18 protein-coding genes are annotated in these 15,715 nt (G+C 71.7%); 7 read left to right on the top strand and 11 right to left on the bottom strand.

What is annotated here, in order from left to right; all coding sequences use genetic code 11:
- Positions 1-145 precede the first annotated feature (145 nt).
- The gene (locus Vgi01_RS02570) at positions 146-1,468 is read left to right on the top strand and encodes a S1C family serine protease (RefSeq protein ID WP_102658617.1); all 1,323 of its coding nucleotides are present in this window, start codon (positions 146-148) and stop codon (positions 1,466-1,468) included.
- A 72-nt stretch (positions 1,469-1,540) separates the two neighbouring features.
- Positions 1,541-1,981 carry a twin-arginine translocase TatA/TatE family subunit gene (locus Vgi01_RS02575; RefSeq protein WP_102658618.1) on the top strand — a complete coding sequence of 147 codons (441 nt, stop codon included), beginning with the start codon at positions 1,541-1,543 and terminating at the stop codon, positions 1,979-1,981.
- Positions 1,982-2,068: 87 nt separating this feature from the next.
- Here the strand turns inward: Vgi01_RS02575 and Vgi01_RS02580 are convergent, their stop codons facing one another.
- From Vgi01_RS02580 to Vgi01_RS02590, 3 genes are all read right to left on the bottom strand, one after another.
- Positions 2,069-3,217: an Mrp/NBP35 family ATP-binding protein gene (locus Vgi01_RS02580; protein WP_102658619.1), complete on the bottom strand. Its 1,149-nt coding sequence runs from the start codon at positions 3,215-3,217 to the stop codon at positions 2,069-2,071.
- Positions 3,218-3,283: 66 nt separating this feature from the next.
- Positions 3,284-3,913 (bottom strand): DUF1003 domain-containing protein, encoded by a 630-nt coding sequence (locus Vgi01_RS02585; protein ID WP_102658620.1) that lies wholly within the window; start codon positions 3,911-3,913, stop codon positions 3,284-3,286.
- On the bottom strand, positions 3,906-5,189 hold the full coding sequence (locus Vgi01_RS02590; RefSeq protein ID WP_204290031.1) for a magnesium transporter MgtE N-terminal domain-containing protein: 1,284 nt from the start codon (positions 5,187-5,189) through the stop codon (positions 3,906-3,908). Before Vgi01_RS02590 ends, Vgi01_RS02585 begins: the two co-directional genes overlap by 8 nt.
- Before the next feature lie 33 nt (positions 5,190-5,222).
- On the opposite strand from Vgi01_RS02590, the gene Vgi01_RS02595 reads away from it, so the two are divergent.
- Both Vgi01_RS02595 and Vgi01_RS02600 read left to right on the top strand, forming a co-directional pair.
- Positions 5,223-6,092, top strand: coding sequence for a PhzF family phenazine biosynthesis protein (locus Vgi01_RS02595; RefSeq protein ID WP_102658621.1), 870 nt, complete (start codon positions 5,223-5,225; stop codon positions 6,090-6,092).
- A gap of 83 nt (positions 6,093-6,175) precedes the next feature.
- Entirely contained in the window at positions 6,176-6,640 is a 465-nt protein-coding gene (locus tag Vgi01_RS02600) for a hypothetical protein (RefSeq protein WP_204290079.1), read from the top strand.
- 10 nt (positions 6,641-6,650) lie between these two features.
- Here Vgi01_RS02600 and Vgi01_RS02605 read toward each other — a convergent pair whose 3' ends face one another.
- Positions 6,651-7,355, bottom strand: a complete 705-nt coding sequence (locus tag Vgi01_RS02605) for an HAD family hydrolase (protein WP_204290080.1) — start codon at positions 7,353-7,355, stop codon at positions 6,651-6,653.
- A gap of 106 nt (positions 7,356-7,461) precedes the next feature.
- Here Vgi01_RS02605 and Vgi01_RS02610 point away from each other — a divergent pair, with 106 nt between their 5' ends.
- Entirely contained in the window at positions 7,462-8,424 is a 963-nt protein-coding gene (locus tag Vgi01_RS02610; protein WP_204290032.1) for a DMT family transporter, read from the top strand.
- A 4-nt stretch (positions 8,425-8,428) separates the two neighbouring features.
- On the opposite strand, the gene Vgi01_RS02615 is transcribed toward Vgi01_RS02610, so the two are convergent.
- From Vgi01_RS02615 to Vgi01_RS02625, 3 genes are all read right to left on the bottom strand, one after another.
- A complete protein-coding gene (locus Vgi01_RS02615; RefSeq protein WP_233196854.1) occupies positions 8,429-9,130 on the bottom strand; it encodes a GNAT family N-acetyltransferase in 702 nt (233 codons plus the stop codon).
- Positions 9,131-9,228: 98 nt separating this feature from the next.
- Positions 9,229-10,071, bottom strand: a complete 843-nt coding sequence (locus tag Vgi01_RS02620; protein ID WP_373306836.1) for an SDR family NAD(P)-dependent oxidoreductase — start codon at positions 10,069-10,071, stop codon at positions 9,229-9,231.
- Between the two features lie 69 nt (positions 10,072-10,140).
- Positions 10,141-10,659 (bottom strand): DUF4190 domain-containing protein, encoded by a 519-nt coding sequence (locus Vgi01_RS02625; protein WP_102658625.1) that lies wholly within the window; start codon positions 10,657-10,659, stop codon positions 10,141-10,143.
- A gap of 118 nt (positions 10,660-10,777) precedes the next feature.
- Between Vgi01_RS02625 and Vgi01_RS02630 the strand changes: the two genes are divergently transcribed.
- On the top strand, positions 10,778-11,683 hold the full coding sequence (locus tag Vgi01_RS02630) for an SDR family NAD(P)-dependent oxidoreductase (protein ID WP_102658626.1): 906 nt from the start codon (positions 10,778-10,780) through the stop codon (positions 11,681-11,683).
- Between the two features lie 6 nt (positions 11,684-11,689).
- Here the strand turns inward: Vgi01_RS02630 and Vgi01_RS02635 are convergent, their stop codons facing one another.
- The 4 genes from Vgi01_RS02635 to trxA all read right to left on the bottom strand — a co-directional run bounded on the left by Vgi01_RS02635 (position 11,690) and on the right by trxA (position 14,377).
- Positions 11,690-12,208 carry a DUF4190 domain-containing protein gene (locus tag Vgi01_RS02635; protein WP_204290033.1) on the bottom strand — a complete coding sequence of 173 codons (519 nt, stop codon included), beginning with the start codon at positions 12,206-12,208 and terminating at the stop codon, positions 11,690-11,692.
- Between the two features lie 169 nt (positions 12,209-12,377).
- Complete coding sequence (locus Vgi01_RS02640) at positions 12,378-12,785, bottom strand: CoA-binding protein (RefSeq protein WP_102658628.1); 408 nt, start codon at positions 12,783-12,785, stop codon at positions 12,378-12,380.
- Between the two features lie 52 nt (positions 12,786-12,837).
- Positions 12,838-13,881, bottom strand: a complete 1,044-nt coding sequence (locus Vgi01_RS02645) for an Rv2578c family radical SAM protein (protein ID WP_204290081.1) — start codon at positions 13,879-13,881, stop codon at positions 12,838-12,840.
- 133 nt (positions 13,882-14,014) lie between these two features.
- Positions 14,015-14,377 (bottom strand): thioredoxin, encoded by a 363-nt coding sequence (gene trxA / locus Vgi01_RS02650; RefSeq protein ID WP_102658630.1) that lies wholly within the window; start codon positions 14,375-14,377, stop codon positions 14,015-14,017.
- 789 nt (positions 14,378-15,166) lie between these two features.
- Between trxA and Vgi01_RS02655 the strand changes: the two genes are divergently transcribed.
- Positions 15,167-15,679: a hypothetical protein gene (locus tag Vgi01_RS02655; protein WP_102658631.1), complete on the top strand. Its 513-nt coding sequence runs from the start codon at positions 15,167-15,169 to the stop codon at positions 15,677-15,679.
- Positions 15,680-15,715: the final 36 nt, after the last annotated feature.

Consider the following 15,715-nt stretch of genomic DNA (forward strand, 5'->3'; position numbering starts at 1 on the left):
GCGCAGCCGGGCACCCACCCGCGGTGACAACCGCTGACCCCATGCGGCACATCCGTGCAATCCTGGAAGCGGTATCCCGTCGACCGCACGTCCGGCGGCATCCATCGCGGATCGCGGATACCGGGGACGGACTGGGAGGCACCGAGTGACCGACGGCTGGGACTGGCGCCAGCCCGGCGCGAGCGGCGCACCGGCAGGCACGCCGGGGCCCGGACACCCGCCGGGAGGCTCACCGACGACATCGCCGTACGGCGGCCAGTCGGCTGCCTCGCCGTGGTGGTCCGACGCGCTCGCCGACCCGTGGCGTGATCCGTACGCCCCGGCGGCGGTGGTGATTCCGGCCGCGCCGATGCCGGGAACCGAGCCGGAGCCGGTGACCGATCCGGATGCGCCCCGGCACCCGAAACTACGCCAGATGCTGCTCATTCCCCTGATCACCGCGTTGCTCGCGGGCACCCTGGGCGGTGCGCTCGGCTACGCCTTCGCCGTGCGCGGAGGTGCCGTCGGGCCGGTGCTCGGTGCTGCGCCCGGTCCGGCGCCCGCGCTCGCCCAGCGCCCGCCGGAGTCACTGGCCGGGGTTGCCGAGCGGGTCCTGCCCAGCGTCGTCACCGTCCGGATGGCGGGGGTGGCCGGCATCAGCGAGGGCTCCGGGTTCATCGTCAGCGCCGACGGGCACGTGATCACGAACGATCACGTGGTCGCCGGTGGCACCGGCAAGGCGTCCGTGGTCTTCAACGACGGCAGTACGGCCCCGGCGACCGTGGTGGGGCAGGACGAGGAGTCCGACATCGCGGTGATCAAAGTCACGCGCACCGGGCTGCGTCCGGTCGAGTTCGGTGACTCCGACGCGCTCGCGGTCGGTGACCCGGTGCTGGCCATCGGTTCGCCGCTGTCCCTGGCCAACACGGTGACGGCGGGCATCGTCAGCGCCCTGGACCGGACGATGCAGGCCGGCGAGCCGGGCGGCCCGACGCGCTACTACGCCGCGATCCAGACCGACGCCGCGGTCAACCACGGCAACTCGGGCGGGCCGCTGGTCGATGCGGCCGGGCGGGTGATCGGCGTCAACTCCACGATCAAGTCGCTGGTGTCGGAGGGGCAGGAGGCCGGCAACATCGGGCTCGCCTTCGCCATTCCGATCAACCAGGCAAAGCGGATCACTCAGGAGATCATCGGCACCGGCAAGGCCCGCCGTACCGTGATCGGCGCGCAGGTGGGTGGACCCGGGTCGAACACCAACGGCTCCGGCGTACGCCTGGGGGCCGTGGAGCCGTCCGGCCCGGCGGCCGGTGCGGGTCTGCGGGCCGGCGACGTGATCCTGCGCCTCAACGGCCGGCCGATGACCGAGCCGACCGACCTGATCGCCCTGGTCCGCAAGTACGCGCCCGGCTCGGTGGTGACCGTCGAATACCGCAGAGGCTCCACCCGGCAGAACACCTCGGTGACCCTCGCGGCCGACGCGAAGTGACCTCGTCCCCCCTTCTGACCGGCCCGTGACGTGCGTAGTCTTGCTGCGTAGCCCGGTGAGGAGGCCCCAGGGGTGTTCGAGAACCTGAACGTGTGGGAGGTCGGCGCGCTGCTGTTGCTGGCGCTGCTGATCTTCGGTGACCGGCTGCCGGCGGTGATCGGTGACGGCCTGCGCATGGTGCGGAACCTGCGCAACATGGCCCGTAACGCGACCACCGACCTGAGCAAGGAACTCGGCACCGACATCCAGTTGGAGGACCTGCACCCGAAGGCGTTCATCCGCAAGCACCTGCTCAGCGAGGAGGACGAGCAGGCGATCCGTAAGCCCCTCCAGGGCATGTACGACGATCTGCGGTCGGATGTCACAAAGGTGCAGAAGGACATCAAGGACGTGGCTGCTGCGGCGGACCCGCGTACCCCCGGCTCCTCCGCGACCGCCTCGCCATCCGCGACCGCCTCGCCGCCCGCGACCGCGCCGGCACCACGCAGCGCCAGCTACGACGAGGTCACCTGAGCCCGCGCCCGCGGATGCCTCCCCACGCCGAACCGCCGGTCACCCTCTCGGGTGGCCGGCGGTCGTGGTTGCTGCGAGCGGAGCGGGTCAGCGACCGGACGGCTTGAGGCCGAGCGGCTTGCCGAGCAGCGACTCGCGGCGCACCGCGAGCCGGTCGGCGACCTTGTTCAACGCCTGCGCCGCCGGGGAGTCCGGCGCGGCGAGCACGATCGGGTTTCCCTCGTCGCCGGCCTCGCGTACCCGGGTGTCCAGCGGCACCTGCCCCAGCAACGGCACCTGCGCGCCGATGGTCTGGGTAAGCGAGTCGGCCACGGTCTGACCGCCCCCGGCGCCGAAGACCTCCATCCGGGAGCCGTCCGGCAGCTCCAGCCAGGACATGTTCTCGATCACACCGACCACCCGCTGGTGGGTCTGCAGCGCGATCGCACCGGCCCGCTCGGCCACCTCGGCGGCGGCGGCCTGGGGCGTGGTGACCACCAGGATCTCCGCGTTGGGCAGCAACTGGGCCAGGGAGATGGCCACGTCACCGGTGCCCGGGGGCAGGTCGAGCAGCAGCACGTCGAGGTCGCCCCAGTAGACGTCGGCGAGGAACTGCTGCAACGCCCGGTGCAGCATCGGCCCGCGCCAGACCACGGCGGCGTTGCCGGAGGTGAACATGCCGATCGAGATGACCTTCACGCCGTGCGACTGCGGCGGCATGATCATGTCTTCGACCCGGGTGGGACGGCCGTCCGCGCCGAGCATCCGGGGCACGGAGTGTCCGTAGATGTCCGCGTCGACCACGCCGACCGACAGGCCCCGGGCGGCCAGCGCGGCAGCCAGGTTCACCGTCACGCTGGACTTGCCCACGCCGCCCTTGCCGCTGGCCACCGCGTACACCCGGGTGCGGGAGCCGGGCTGGGCGAAGGGGATGACCGGCTCCTCGCCGGCGCTGCCGCCCCGCAGCTTGGCCTGGAGACCCTGGCGCTGCTCCGGGCTCATCACACCGAACTCGATCTCGACGCCGGTGATCCCGCTCACCGCGCTCACCGCGGCGGTGATGTCCGAGCGCAGCTTGTCCTTCAGCGGGCAGCCGGCCACGGTGAGCAGCAGCTCGACCCGGACCACACCGTCCTCGCCGACCTCGGCGGAGCGGACCATGCCGAGTTCGGTGATCGGCCGGCGGATCTCCGGGTCGTTGACGGTGGCCAGTGCGGCCTGAACAGCGTCGTTGACGGTGCTGACGGGAGCTGACATGGCGGCAATGTTACGTCGGTGGCCCAGCGTCACCGGTGCCAGCGGCGGTGGTTGTGAGCGATTCGATCAGGTTTCCGGGCGGCGCGGGGCGTCGGTGTCCCGCCGGCCGCCCCTTGGCTGATCACCATCCAGCTCGTCGCGCGGTTCGTCGAGCCCGTCCCCATCGGCCCGTACGGTCGTACCCTCCCGCTGCCGGCGCTCCAACCGTTGCCGACGCTGCGCGGCCTCGTCCAGCTCCTCGGCCAACCGGGACAGCTCCGAGCGGACGAAGTCCCGCGTCGCCACCTCACCCAGCGCGATCCGCAGTGCCGCGATCTCCCGGGCCAGGTACTCCGTGTCGGCCTTCTGCATGGTGGCCCGGCGACGGTCCTCGTCCAACGCCACCCGGTCGCGGTCGGCCTGCCGGTTCTGGGCGAGCAGGATCAGCGGTGCGGCGTACGAGGCCTGGATGGACAGCACCAGGGTCAGGAAGGTGAAGGTGTACGGGTCGAAGTGCAGGCTCGCCGGGGTGAGGGTGTTCCAGACGAACCACATGGTGATGACAAGCGTCATGTAGACGATGAAGTTCGCCGTACCCATGCCGCGGGCGATGCCCTCGGCCCAGCGGCCGAAGGTCTCCTGGTCGACCCGGGGCAGCTTCAGCCCACGGGGCTCCCGGGGCAGGTCGAGTCGTTCCGCCCGGCGCTGTTCAGACATCCGTGCCCTCCGTCGCCGGGTCGCCGTTGGTGCTCATGACCGCGTCCCGCTCCCGCCAGTCCCGAGGCAGCAGATGGTCCAGCACGTCGTCCACGGTGACCGCGCCCACCAGCCGATTGTTCCGATCGATCACCGGCATGGCCACCAGATCGTAGGTGGCCATCCGGCGGGTGATCTCCGGCAGGGGCGTGGTCGGGCGCAACGGGTCGATGTCGTTGACCACCACCCCGCCGAGAATGTCGGCGGGCGGCTCCCGCAGCAACCGCTGGAAGTGCACCATCCCCAGGTAGCGACCGGTCGGCGTGGTCATCGGCGCGCGGGCCACGAAGACCTGCGCGGCCACCGCCGGGGAGAGCTGCGGCTCCCGGATCCGGGCGAGGGCCTCCGCGACAGTGGCGTCCGGGGGCAGGATGACCGGTTCGGAGGTCATCACGCTGCCGGCGGTGCCCGGCGTGTACTTCAACAGCTGCCGCACCGAATCGGCCTCGTCCGGCTCCATCAGGTCGAGCAGCACGTCCTGATCCGGCGGCGACAGCTCGCCGAGCAGGTCGGCGGCGTCGTCCGGGTCCATCTCCTCCAGAACGTCGGCCGCCCGTTGGCGATCCAGCGCGGCGAGGATCTCGACCTGGTCGCGCTCCGGCAACTCGCTGAGTACGTCGGCCAGCAGTTGGTCGTCCAGGGCTGCCGCGACCTCGTTGCGCCGGCTGTCGGGCAGGTCCTGCAACGCGTTGGCCAGGTCGGGCGGGCGCATGTCCTCCAGCACGGCCAGCAGGTTGGCGGTGCCACGGGTGTCGGCGACGCCACTGAGCCCGCGGACGTTGTCCCACTCGACCTGGTGCAGGTTGCCCCGGCGGGCGAGACGGCCGGTCTGCTCCCGTACGGCCACCCGGGCCAGCGACCATTCGCCGCTTCGGCTGCACTCCATCGCCACGTCGACCACCGTCGCCGCCCGGCCCTCCGGCTGGACCTGCACCCGGCGGTCCAGCAGCTCCTGAAGCACCAGCAGCTCGTTGGGGCGTTTCTCGAACCGGCGCAGGTTGAGCGTCCCGCTGCCCAGCACGACGGCTTCGGCGTCGATGGAGGTGATCCGGTTGATGGACAGGAAGATGCGCCGCCGCATCGGCATCTCGGCGACCAGTCCCACCACCTCGGGTGGGCGCTGGCCCGCCCGTAGCCGTGCCACCGCGTCACGAACCCGTCCCACCTGGTCACCGTTGGGGTCGAAGACAGCGACTCCGGCGAGGCGGGCGATGTACACCCGGGTCGGCGTGCTCACGCGCACCAGCCTAAGCGCCTAGGGTTTATCAACATGTCGACCTTGGCTTACGAGATCGTGGACGTGTTCACCGCTCGTCCGTACGCGGGGAACCCGCTCGCGGTGGTGTTCGGTGCCGAAGGGCTGGCCACCGAGCAGATGCAGGCGTTGGCCCGGGAGTTCAACCTTTCGGAGACCGTCTTCGTGCTGCCCGCCACGCAGGTCGGCGTCACGTACCGGGCCCGGATCTTCACGCCGGTCGAGGAACTGCCGTTCGCCGGACACCCCAGTGTGGGCGCGGCGGTCACCGCGAGCCGACGCGGTCTGTTCGAGCCGGGCCAGGTCACCCAGGAGTGCGGTGCCGGTGTGTTGCCGATCGAGGTGACCGACAGCGGCGCGACGCTTACCGGTGGCATGCCCACACTCGGCCCGGAACTGGATCCCGAGCCGCTGCTGGAGATGGCGGGCCTGGCGGCCGGCGACCACGTCGGCCCGGCACCCCGGGTGGCCGGCTGCGGTCTGGAGTTCCCCTTCCTGCCCGTACGCCCCGAGGCGTTGGCCCGGGCGCAGGTCGACCCGCTCGCGGCACGACGGTACGGAATCGAGCATGTCAGCGTCTTCTCCTGGGACGCGGCGGCGCAAACCGCGTACGCCCGGGTCTTCGTGCCCGGCCTCGGCGTGCCGGAGGATCCGGCGACCGGCTCGGCGGCGCTCGGGCTGGGGGTGTGGTTGGTCGCCAGTGGTCTGTTGCCGGGTGACGAACGGTCGTCGTACACCGTCCGGCAGGGCGTCGAGATGGGACGGCCGTCGTCGTTGGCCTGCACGGTCACCGCGGCCGGCGGTACGGTGCTGGGCGCGACCGTCTCCGGTCAGGTGATGGCGGTGGCCAAGGGCGAGATCCTGATTCCGCCCTTCGTCGGTTGACCGGGCGGCGCGGGACGGGCCGGGTGCGAGAGGATGCCGTGGTGACCGACGAGCACAACAGCACGCCGCTGGTCGACGAGGCGATGAAGAAGGCCTCGGTGGCCTGGGTGGCGGTGTCCGGCGGCCCGGCCCTCGCGTTGTGGTGCGTCCCGCTGGAGGGTGCGCTCTGCGTGGTCAGTGGTCCCGGGGAGCAGGCCGCACCGGGGCTGGCCGACGCCGACGAGGCGCAGGTGACGCTCCGCGGTGACCACGGCGGCCGGATCGTGACCTGGCGGGCGCGGGTGTCCCGGGTGCTGCCCGGAACCGACGAGTGGGACACGCTGGCCCCGCTGGTGGGGGCGAAACGACTCAACGCGCCGGGCACGACGGCCGACCTGGTGGCCCGCTGGGCGGCCGACGACTGTGCGCTGGTGCGGCTGAGGCCCGCCGGGGACGTCGTGCACGGCGGGCAGTTGCCGGCCGACTCGCTCGCCGAGCCACCCCGGCCGACGTCGGCGGTCCGGGCCGCGCGGAAGCCGTTCCGGCTGCACCGGGTACGCCGCCGCTGACCTCACCCGGTCAGGACGGCACCGCCACCGGTGTGCCGTCGACCAGGTGGACCACCTCACCGAGAGTGCCCAACGCCGGGCCGACCCAGCCGCTGTCGACGTTGAAGGCCAGGTGCTCGACCAGATCGGGAGCGGCCAGCCGGACGGCGCTCAGCCCGGCCTGCTGCGCGCCGGTCAGCTCCTGGCTGCCCCCGTCGCCGACGTAGAGGCAGTCCGACGGTGGCAGGCCCAGCCAGGTGCACGCGGCCAGGTAGAGCGACGGGTCCGGCTTGCAGCGTTTCGCCTGGATGGAGAAGATCCGCACGTCGAGCAGGGGTGCGACGGCCAGTTCCGGCAGGATCGCCGGCAGCTCGTGGGTGCAGTCGCTGATCAGCCCGGTGCGCATGCCCCGTTCGCGGAGCGCCCGCAGGGTCGGCACGGCGTCCGCCCGCAGTCGGGTGTCGGCGCGTATCGCCTGCCGTCGGCAGGCCACCGCCGCGCGCAGCGCCTCCGGTGACGGGCGTACGCCGATCTGATCGCAGACCCAGCGCAGGGTCGCCTCGGCGTCGCCGAAGCGTCCGCTGGCCCGTTCGTAGAAGGTGCGGTCGAGCACGTCGATGTAGGCGTCCGGTGGGCAACCGAGCAGCTCGGCCGTGGCACGGTGGCCGCTGCCGCGTCGGATCGGACGGGTCAGCGTGCCGAAGAAGTCGAACAGCACTGCCTGGAATCTGGGCATGAGGAGGGGTGCCTCCGGCACGAGAAGAGGGTCCCGAAGGACGTGCGTGATCGTAACCGAATGCTGACGGACCGTGTCGATCGTCGACGTGTGAGGATTACCCCTCGTGCCCCTCGAACCGCATCGTCCACCGCGTGAGCTGCTCACCACCGGCGCGCTGGCGCTCGCCGTCGTCGCCGTGTCGTCGTCCGCCCCGCTGATCGCCTTCGCCGCCGCGCCCGCGCTGGCTGTCGCGTTCTGGCGCAACATGATCGCGGTGGGCGTGCTGAGCCCGTTCGCGGTGCTGCGGCGGCGGGCCGAGTTCCGCTCGTTGGTCACCGGTGCCGGGCGGCGCGAGGGCATGTTCTGCGTGCTGTCCGGGGTGGCGCTGGCGGCGCACTTCGCCACCTGGATGCCGAGCGCGAAGCTCACCTCGGTGGCCGCGGCGACGGCGTTGGTCGCCACCCAACCGGTCTGGCAGGGGCTGATCGCCCGGGCCCAGGGCCGCCGGCTCCCGGCCGGGGTGTGGGCCGGGATCGGTGTGGCGGTCGTCGGTGCCGTGCTGGCCACCGGCGCCGACTTCACGGTGTCCGCGCAGGCCTTCACCGGTGATCTGCTGGCGGTGGTCGGTGGACTGTTCGCGGCGATCTACACGGCGCTGGGGGAGCGGTCCCGGGTCACCGTCAGCACCGCCACCTACACCACCATCTGTTACGGGGTCTGCGCGCTGATCCTGCTGGTGATCTGCCTGGTCGCCCGGGTGCCGCTCGGCGGCTTCGACACCGGGACCTGGCTGGCGGTGCTGGCCCTGGTGGCCGGCGCCCAACTGCTCGGCCACTCGATGTTCAGCTATGCGCTGCGGCGGGTCTCGGCCACCACGGTCAGCGTGTTGATCCTGCTGGAGGCGCCCGGCGCGGCCCTGCTCGGCTGGGCCTGGCTGGGGCAGCTGCCCGACCCGGTGACCCTGCCCGGCCTGGCGCTGCTGCTCGTCGGGGTCGCGGTGGTGGTGCTGAGCAGCGCCCGTACCGCCCGCCGGGCGACCCGGGTGAACACCGCCGTGCCGGTGGACGCGGCACCGATACGCGACTGACGGCTCAGACCTCGTTGACCTCCAACACCCGGGTCTGCGGCGCGGCGTCGCCCAGCTCGGCCCGTAGCGCGAGCCGCTGCGGGTCGGCCAGGAACGCCGTGTACCCGGCCCGGGTGTCGAACCGGATGACGTGCACCTCGGTACGCCCGTCGCCGGTGCGCAGCCGCCGTTCCACCCGGCCACCGTGCCGACGCAGCAGCGCGAGCACCTGATCCTCGTACCGTTGCCCGGCCTCGACCGCCGTGCCGGCCAACTCCACAAGCGCGACCAGGCGTACGGCGGCGGCAGACTCGGTGACAAGCGACTTCCAGAACTGGTGGTCGACGTGACCGCCCGGGATGCCCTCCCGTCGCCCGGTGTCGAGGTAACCGTGCCGCCGGTAGAAATCCGGGGCCTGGAACGAGAACGAGGCGACCGAGATCTGGGTGCAACCGCGTCGTCGGGCCTCCTGCTCGGCTGCCGCCAGCAACCGCGTACCCCAGCCCTCGCCCCGGCGGTCCTCGCGGACCCACACCATGTCGATCCCGGCGCAACCGCCCCAGGTCCACCCGGTCAGCCCGGCCACCAGTTCGCCGTCGGCCCCGGTGACCCGGACGCAGAGCCCCGACTCGTCGTCGGCGCCGGTCGCCCGCCGGTTGTACGCGGTCAGTTCCGCGTCCAGCCGCTCGGTCAGCTTCTCGTCGTTGTCGAGTACGTCGATACTCACGTCCCCCGTGGTCACCACGGGCGGAGTATTCCAACGTCCCGCCCTTCCCGCGACCCCGTCGGCGGCAACGTGGTCGTCCCCGCCCGATGCTGCGGTGGTCAGGCGGGCAGACCGACTGCGGCGGCGCTGGTCGTCCAGAGCCGGGCGGCGAGCTGCGGGTCGGCCGCCTTGCGCAGCGGCCGGCGGGGTCGGCAGTCGAAGTAGTAGCCGCCGTCGTGCAGGCGGGACCGGTCCTGGTTGGCCAGCCACACCAGGGTCTGCGCGCCCTTGCCCGGACTGCGCAGCGGAAGCAGGCGCATGCCCACCGCGACCAACCGGCTCTCGTTGCCGAATCTGGTCCGCACCACGCCGGGATGGAAGCAGTACGAGCCGACCGCCGGCCACCGCCGGGCCGCCTCCGCGGTGAACAGGATGTTCGCCTGCTTGCTGGTGCCGTACGCGGTGAGCGGGCGGTACCGGCGCAGCGGGGCGTTGAGGTCGTCCGGGTCGAGTACGCCACTGCGATGAGCGCCGGAGGCGGTCACCACCATCCGGCGGACCCGGTCGGCCAGCAGGTTGGCGAGCAGGAAGGGAGCCAGGTGGTTGGCCTGGATGGACAGTTCGAAGCCGTCGACCGTGGTGACCGGCGCGAGCACGATCGCGCCGGCGTTGTTGGCCAGCACGTCGATCCGGTCGTACGCGGCACGCAACTGCTCGGCCAACTGCCGGACGTCGTCGAGTACGGCGAAGTCCGCGCGGAACACCGCAGGGCGTTCGCCGGAGGCCTCGCGTACCTCGGCGGCGGCGGTGCGTAGCCGGGACGGATCGCGGCCGACCAGCACCAACCGGTCGCCGCGGCGCGCCAGCTCGATGGCGGCGGCCAGCCCGATGCCGGCACTGGCTCCGGTGACCACCACCAGCCGACGGTCGGTGTCCCGCACAGATCCATTCACGCCGATCACCGGATGAGGTTACCGTGACGCCCGCCGGTCGGGGCCCGCTCGACCTTGCCGCCGGCGGGCCCGCGCCGTCTAGACCGTGGACGAACTGGAGATCGCGAAGATGATCAGGATCACGTAGACGGCGACCGCCAGCGCGAGGAAAGCGGTGAGGATCCAGCCGACGATGATGGCGGCCTTCGCCATGCCCTCACCGCCCTCGCCCCGCTCACGGATCTGACGCATGGCGACGTGCCCCATGATCGCGCCGATCGGCGCGGTGATGCACGAACCGATGCCGATCAGGGAGAGCACCAGGGCGACGATGGCCAACGAGTTCGTCGGCTGCGGCGGTGGGTAGCCGTACCCCGGCTGCGGATATCCGTAGCCGGGCTGGGGCGGGTAACCGGCCGGCGGGTACGGGGCGGGAGCCGGCGGCGTGCCGAGGTCGGACTTCATGCCACCGTACGGGTCGGCGGGTTGGTAGGGGTCGTACCCGGCGGGCTGGGACGGTACGGGCGGCGGACTCGTCGGCAGAGTGGGGTCGACCGGCGGGCTGGAGGGCTGGCCGGCCGAGGGGTCGGGCCAGCCGCCGGACGCGGGCTGTGTCATCGGCTCACTTCCATCGCGGTATCGGGCAGTCAGCGTAGCCAGCCCGGGCGAGGACTCGCCGGACAGTGTCCCCGGGTGCCGCGTTGCCCGAGGCGGTGACGCAGGGCAGGATCTCGGCATGGGGATTGACGCGCGAGCGGCGGACCGGTCCGGCAGCAGGCCGCGACGGGACAACAGCCGACCAGGTGTGGCCCGACGGACCCGCGCCGCCGTGACGGCCGGCATGGAGGGCACCGACGCGCCGGCCGTGCTGCCCGAGCCGGTGACCATGCGGTTGGACGGCAAGGTCGCCCTGGTCACTGGTGCCGGCAGTCCCGACGGCATCGGGTACGCCACCGCCCGGCGGCTGACCGACCTGGGGGCCCGGGTGGCGATCGTCTCCACCACCCGGCGCATCCACGACCGGGCCGGTGAACTCGGGGTGACCGGCTTCGTCGCCGACCTCACCGACGAGTCGGAGGTCGGTGCGTTGGCCGACGCCGTGGCCGAGCAGCTCGGTGACGTGGAGGTCCTGGTCAACAACGCGGGGTTGGCCAGCCGCGCCTCCCCCGAGGTGCTGCGCCCGGTCTCCCAGCTCAGCTACGAGGAGTGGCAGGGCGAGATCGACCGCAATCTCACCACCGCCTTCCTGTGCAGCCGGGCCTTCATCGGCGGGATGGCCGAGCGGGGCTGGGGCCGGATCGTGAATCTGGCCGCGACCGCCGGGCCGGTCAACGCGCTGCCCACCGAGGCGGCGTACGCGGCAGCCAAGGCGGGGGTGGTGGGGCTGACCCGGGCCCTGGCGATGGAGATGATCGCCGACGGGGTGACGGTGAACGCGGTGGCACCGGGCACCATCCACACCGCAGCGTCGACGATGGCCGAGATCAAACAGGGTCTGGGCACACCGGTGGGACGACCCGGTACGCCGGACGAGGTGGCCGCCGCGATCACCTTCCTCTGCTCGCCGGCGGCGTCGTACATCACCGGGCAGATGCTGGTGGTGGATGGCGGCAACTCTGTGCGCGAGGCCGAGTTCCGCTGAGTCGGGTCAGGTGTACTGACTGTCCGAGCCGGCCCAGAGCGCCAGCGCCAGCCAGCCACAGCAGGCCAGCAGGTAGAGACCGGTGAAGATGTAGCTGAGGATCAGGCCCCAGTTGGCGAGTTGCTCGCCCTGCTCACCGCTGGTGCGTACCTGCCGCTTGGCCAGATGGCCGAGGACGATGCCGGCGGGCGCGAAGACGAACGCGAAGACCAGCGACAGGATGGCGAGCACGTTGGTGCCCCCACCGCCCCCACCGCCTCCCGGCGGTGACGGTGGGCCGTACTGGCCGTACGGCACCTGCGGGGTGTACGGGGGCTGCTGTCCCCACTGCTGGCCGTGCGGCGGCTGGCCCGGCTGCTCGTACGACGGCTGCCCGTACGCGGGTTGACCCGGGTACGGCTCGCCGTACTGCCCGTACGGGGGCTGCCCGGTCTCGCCGGGTGGCCCGTACTGCGGCTGCCCGTACGGCGACGGCGGCGGCTCGTACGGCGATGGCGGCTGATCCGGCTCTGGCGGTTGACTCACGCTGATCTCCTCCGTCCGCCGCTCGCTGCCGGTAGCCGTCGGATGACGCCCCCATGTCGGGACGCTACCTGCACCGGAGAGCTTTCACAGCGGTTCGGTGGACTGCCCGCACCGGCCTCTGTTCCGGGCGGGTCGGCTGCTCCTGACGGGTCGGCGGTGCCTGGGCGGCTCAGCCCAGCCGGGTCAGGCCGGCCAACGCCCGCTCGACGGCGATGCAGCGGTTCTCGACGTAGTCGATCCCGGCCTGCTCGGCGATCTGGCGGGCCTGCGCGGAGACGATGTCCTGCTGCAACCAGACCGCCGGGGCACCGATCGCCACCGCCTGCCGGACCACCTCGACGGCGTCCTCCGCTGGCCGGAACACGTTCACCAGGTCGACCGGGTGCGGGATGTCGGCGAGCGTGCGGTACGCCGGCTCGCCGAACAGTTCGTCGGCGAACGGGTTGACCGGGATGATCCGCCAGCCCTGCCGTTGCATCGCCGCCGGCACGCTGTGGGCCGTCTTGTCCGGGTCACGGGAGGCGCCGACGACGGCGATCACGGCGGATTCGGCGAGGATCTGGCTGGGGGAGCGCACACATCGACTGTAGTCCGGCGGATGCGGTGCGGACGTCCGGGCCGACACCCTGCTAGAGCAGGGTGAGCTGCTCGGGTGCGGGGGCCGGCGAGGCCGGCACCTGGCGGTGCTCACCCCGATCGGGCCGGTGCAGGCCGTGTCGCCGGGCGGCGACGCGTACCCGGGCGGTCAGCTCCCGCTGGTAGGGCTGCGGCGCGTAGGCACCGGACCGGTAGAGCTCCCGGTAGCGGGGGACCAGGTGGGGATGTTCCCGAGCGAGCCACTGGGCGTACCACTCGCGGGCGCCGGGTCGCAGGTGCAGCGGCAACGGTGTCACGCTGGCCGCCCCGGCGGCGGCGATCGCCGCGACGGTGGCGTCGATGGACTCGTCGTCGTCGCTGAGGCCGGGCAGGATCGGTGCCATCAGCACCCCGACCTCGAAGCCGGCGTCGGTGAACTGGCGTACGGCGTCGAGCCGTCGCTGCGGGCTCGGGGTGCCCGGCTCGACCGAGCGCCACAGTCGCTCGTCGACGAAGCCCACCGAGAACGACACCCCGACCCGGGCAACCTGCGCCGCCTGCCGGAGCAGGGGCAGGTCACGCACGATCAGAGTGCCCTTGGTCAGGATCGAGAACGGGTTGGCGAAGTCCCGCAGCGCCTCGATGATCGACGGCATGAGCCGGTATCGCCCCTCGGCCCGCTGGTAACAGTCGACGTTGGTGCCCATCGCCACGTGCGCGCCACGCCATCGCGGTGCGGCCAACTCGCGGCGCAGCAGCTCACCCGCGTTGACCTTGACGATCACCTGCCGGTCGAAGTCCGCTCCCGCGTCGAAGTCCAGATATGTGTGGGTCTTCCTGGCGAAGCAGTACAAACATGCGTGGCTGCAACCCCGGTACGGATTCACCGTCCACTCGAACGGGACGCGGGAGGTGCCCGGCACCTTGTTCAGGATCGATCTGGCGCGCACCTCGTAGAACGTCATGCCGGCGAAACCCGGAGTGTCGAAGGTGCGGACGACCGCGCCAGGCAGCGCCAGCGGCAGGGGTGGAGTCGCTGGCGCTGCCTGTCCGGGGACTCCCTCGACCGGGGGAGCGGTGAGGTTCTCCCAGCGCATGACAGTCATTCGAACACACGTACGACAGGCCCGCAAGTGGCACGCCGGGACCGGTACGCGACCGCGACGGCGGCCGGAGACGGCGGTGGCCGGGACCTCACGGCCCCGGCCACCACTCATGCGTCCTGCGTCGTCAGTGGTTGTGCTCGGCGAGCTTCTTGCGGACGTCGTCCATGTCCAGCGCCCGGACCTGCTCGATCAGGTTCTCCAGCGCCGACTCGGGCAGCGCGCCCGGCTGGGCGAAGACGATCACGCCGTCGCGGATCGCCATGATCGTGGGAATGGAGCGGATGTCGAACTTGGCCGCGATCTCCTGCTGCGCCTCGGTGTCGACCTTGCCGAAGGTGATGTCGGAGTGCTTGTCGGACGAGCGCTCGTATACCGGAGCGAACCGCTTGCAGGGGCCACACCAGTCGGCCCAGAAGTCGACCAGGACGATGCCATCGCTCTCAGTTACCTGGTCGAAGTTAGCGGTGGTCAGCTCGACGGTTGCCATCTGAATCTCTCCGATCACGCGGAACAGCTACGTCTGGTGGAACTTCGCGCCACCCTGTCGCATTCCCGTCGGGGCATCCCCGAAACCGGGCCGAGGGCCGCAGCGCTGGAGCTTTAGCACACATCGATCATCTCCGGTTTATGGTGGCACCGCCTGCGCGCAAATGCATGTCGCATTTGCGTGACGGCGGGTGATGGGAGCGTTTCCAATTAGGACCGGCTTCAATCGTGCTACGGAACGGTAACTTGGGCGTTGACGGGCACCTATGCGACCTGCAGAGATCGCCTGGAAGGGGACGTTTGATAACGCAGAGTAATGTAACAAAAATATAAATGTGACCTCGGTCTCTGTGCAGTGGGATGGGCGTACGGCAGAATCTTGAGCCATCAGAGCGTGGGCGGCGGGTGCCGGGGAGGGCCCCGCCGCTCATTGCGTCCGGCCCCGGTTGATGGCCTTCTTCGCCGCGGCGGACCAGTTGCCGCGAGCCCGTTGGCGGCCACCCGGGCCCGGATGCCTTTCTCCTCCGCTACCGCCTGCCGCGCTGGTTTCCGTCCAGCCGCACCGCGCCGGTTTCGCCACCCGCGCCGATTTCCGGTTGACGGCCCCTGACCAGCGACGCGGCGCATATGCTGACGCCGGAGGTCGCGCCATGAGCGAGCGCAGCGAGCGGGTCGGCAGACGCGGCGCCGAGGTGCCTCGGGTCGGCGGCAGGCGTGGCGGAGGGCCGGCGGATCCCGGGTCCAGTACGGCGACGCCTCCTGACGGCATGGCGCGATGCGGAGTGCGGGCGTGAGCCGGCCGGCCCCCGGCGGGCCGCCGCAGGCCGACCACCCGAACGTGTTCCCCGCCGCGACGGGCTACTCCGCCACCGAGTGGGATCTGATCACCGGTCTACCCGGCCGGGTGATCGCGGTCGCCACCCAACCTGGTCCCGGGCGGCCGTACCCGGGCGTGGCGGCCGGGCTCGCCGGCCTGGAGGCGGTGGCGGCCGGACGCGCCTTCGACAGCGACCTGGTCCGTGCCGTGGTGGCCGCGATCTACACCCGACACGAAGAGGCGAGCGCACCGCAACCGCAACCGCGACCCGCCGACCTGGTGGACGTGCTCGCGGCCTGCCGGGCGGTCGTCCGGATCCTCGACCGTCGGGCCGACCTCGCCGACTCGGCGGCCTACCGGCAGTGGGTGCAGTCGGTGGCGGCCCGGGTGTGCCGCGCCGGGTCCGCCGTACCGCCGGACGGCACGCTGGCTCCGGTCGACCGTCGCCTCCTGGACCGAATCGGTGGCGCCCTCGCGCTTCGCTGACCTCGTGCGCCCGTCGGTGCCGACCGGCAAGGGGCG

The sequence above is a fragment of the Micromonospora gifhornensis genome, from assembly GCF_016863515.1.
Classification (GTDB): Bacteria; Actinomycetota; Actinomycetes; order Mycobacteriales; family Micromonosporaceae; genus Micromonospora; species Micromonospora gifhornensis.

What these genes read in the sequence shown, in the direction of transcription:
- Vgi01_RS02580 (WP_102658619.1), bottom strand. Translation starts at nt 3,217, where the DNA reads ATGTCAGCTCCCGTCAGCACCGTCAACGACGCTGTTCAGGCCGCACTG.
- Vgi01_RS02585 (WP_102658620.1), bottom strand. Translation starts at nt 3,913, where the DNA reads ATGTCTGAACAGCGCCGGGCGGAACGACTCGACCTGCCCCGGGAGCCC.
- Vgi01_RS02595 (WP_102658621.1), top strand. Translation starts at nt 5,223, where the DNA reads ATGTCGACCTTGGCTTACGAGATCGTGGACGTGTTCACCGCTCGTCCG.
- Vgi01_RS02600 (WP_204290079.1), top strand. Translation starts at nt 6,176, where the DNA reads ATGAAGAAGGCCTCGGTGGCCTGGGTGGCGGTGTCCGGCGGCCCGGCC.
- Vgi01_RS02605 (WP_204290080.1), bottom strand. Translation starts at nt 7,355, where the DNA reads ATGCCCAGATTCCAGGCAGTGCTGTTCGACTTCTTCGGCACGCTGACC.
- Vgi01_RS02625 (WP_102658625.1), bottom strand. Translation starts at nt 10,659, where the DNA reads ATGACACAGCCCGCGTCCGGCGGCTGGCCCGACCCCTCGGCCGGCCAG.
- Vgi01_RS02630 (WP_102658626.1), top strand. Translation starts at nt 10,778, where the DNA reads ATGGGGATTGACGCGCGAGCGGCGGACCGGTCCGGCAGCAGGCCGCGA.
- Vgi01_RS02645 (WP_204290081.1), bottom strand. Translation starts at nt 13,881, where the DNA reads ATGCGCTGGGAGAACCTCACCGCTCCCCCGGTCGAGGGAGTCCCCGGA.
- trxA (WP_102658630.1), bottom strand. Translation starts at nt 14,377, where the DNA reads ATGGCAACCGTCGAGCTGACCACCGCTAACTTCGACCAGGTAACTGAG.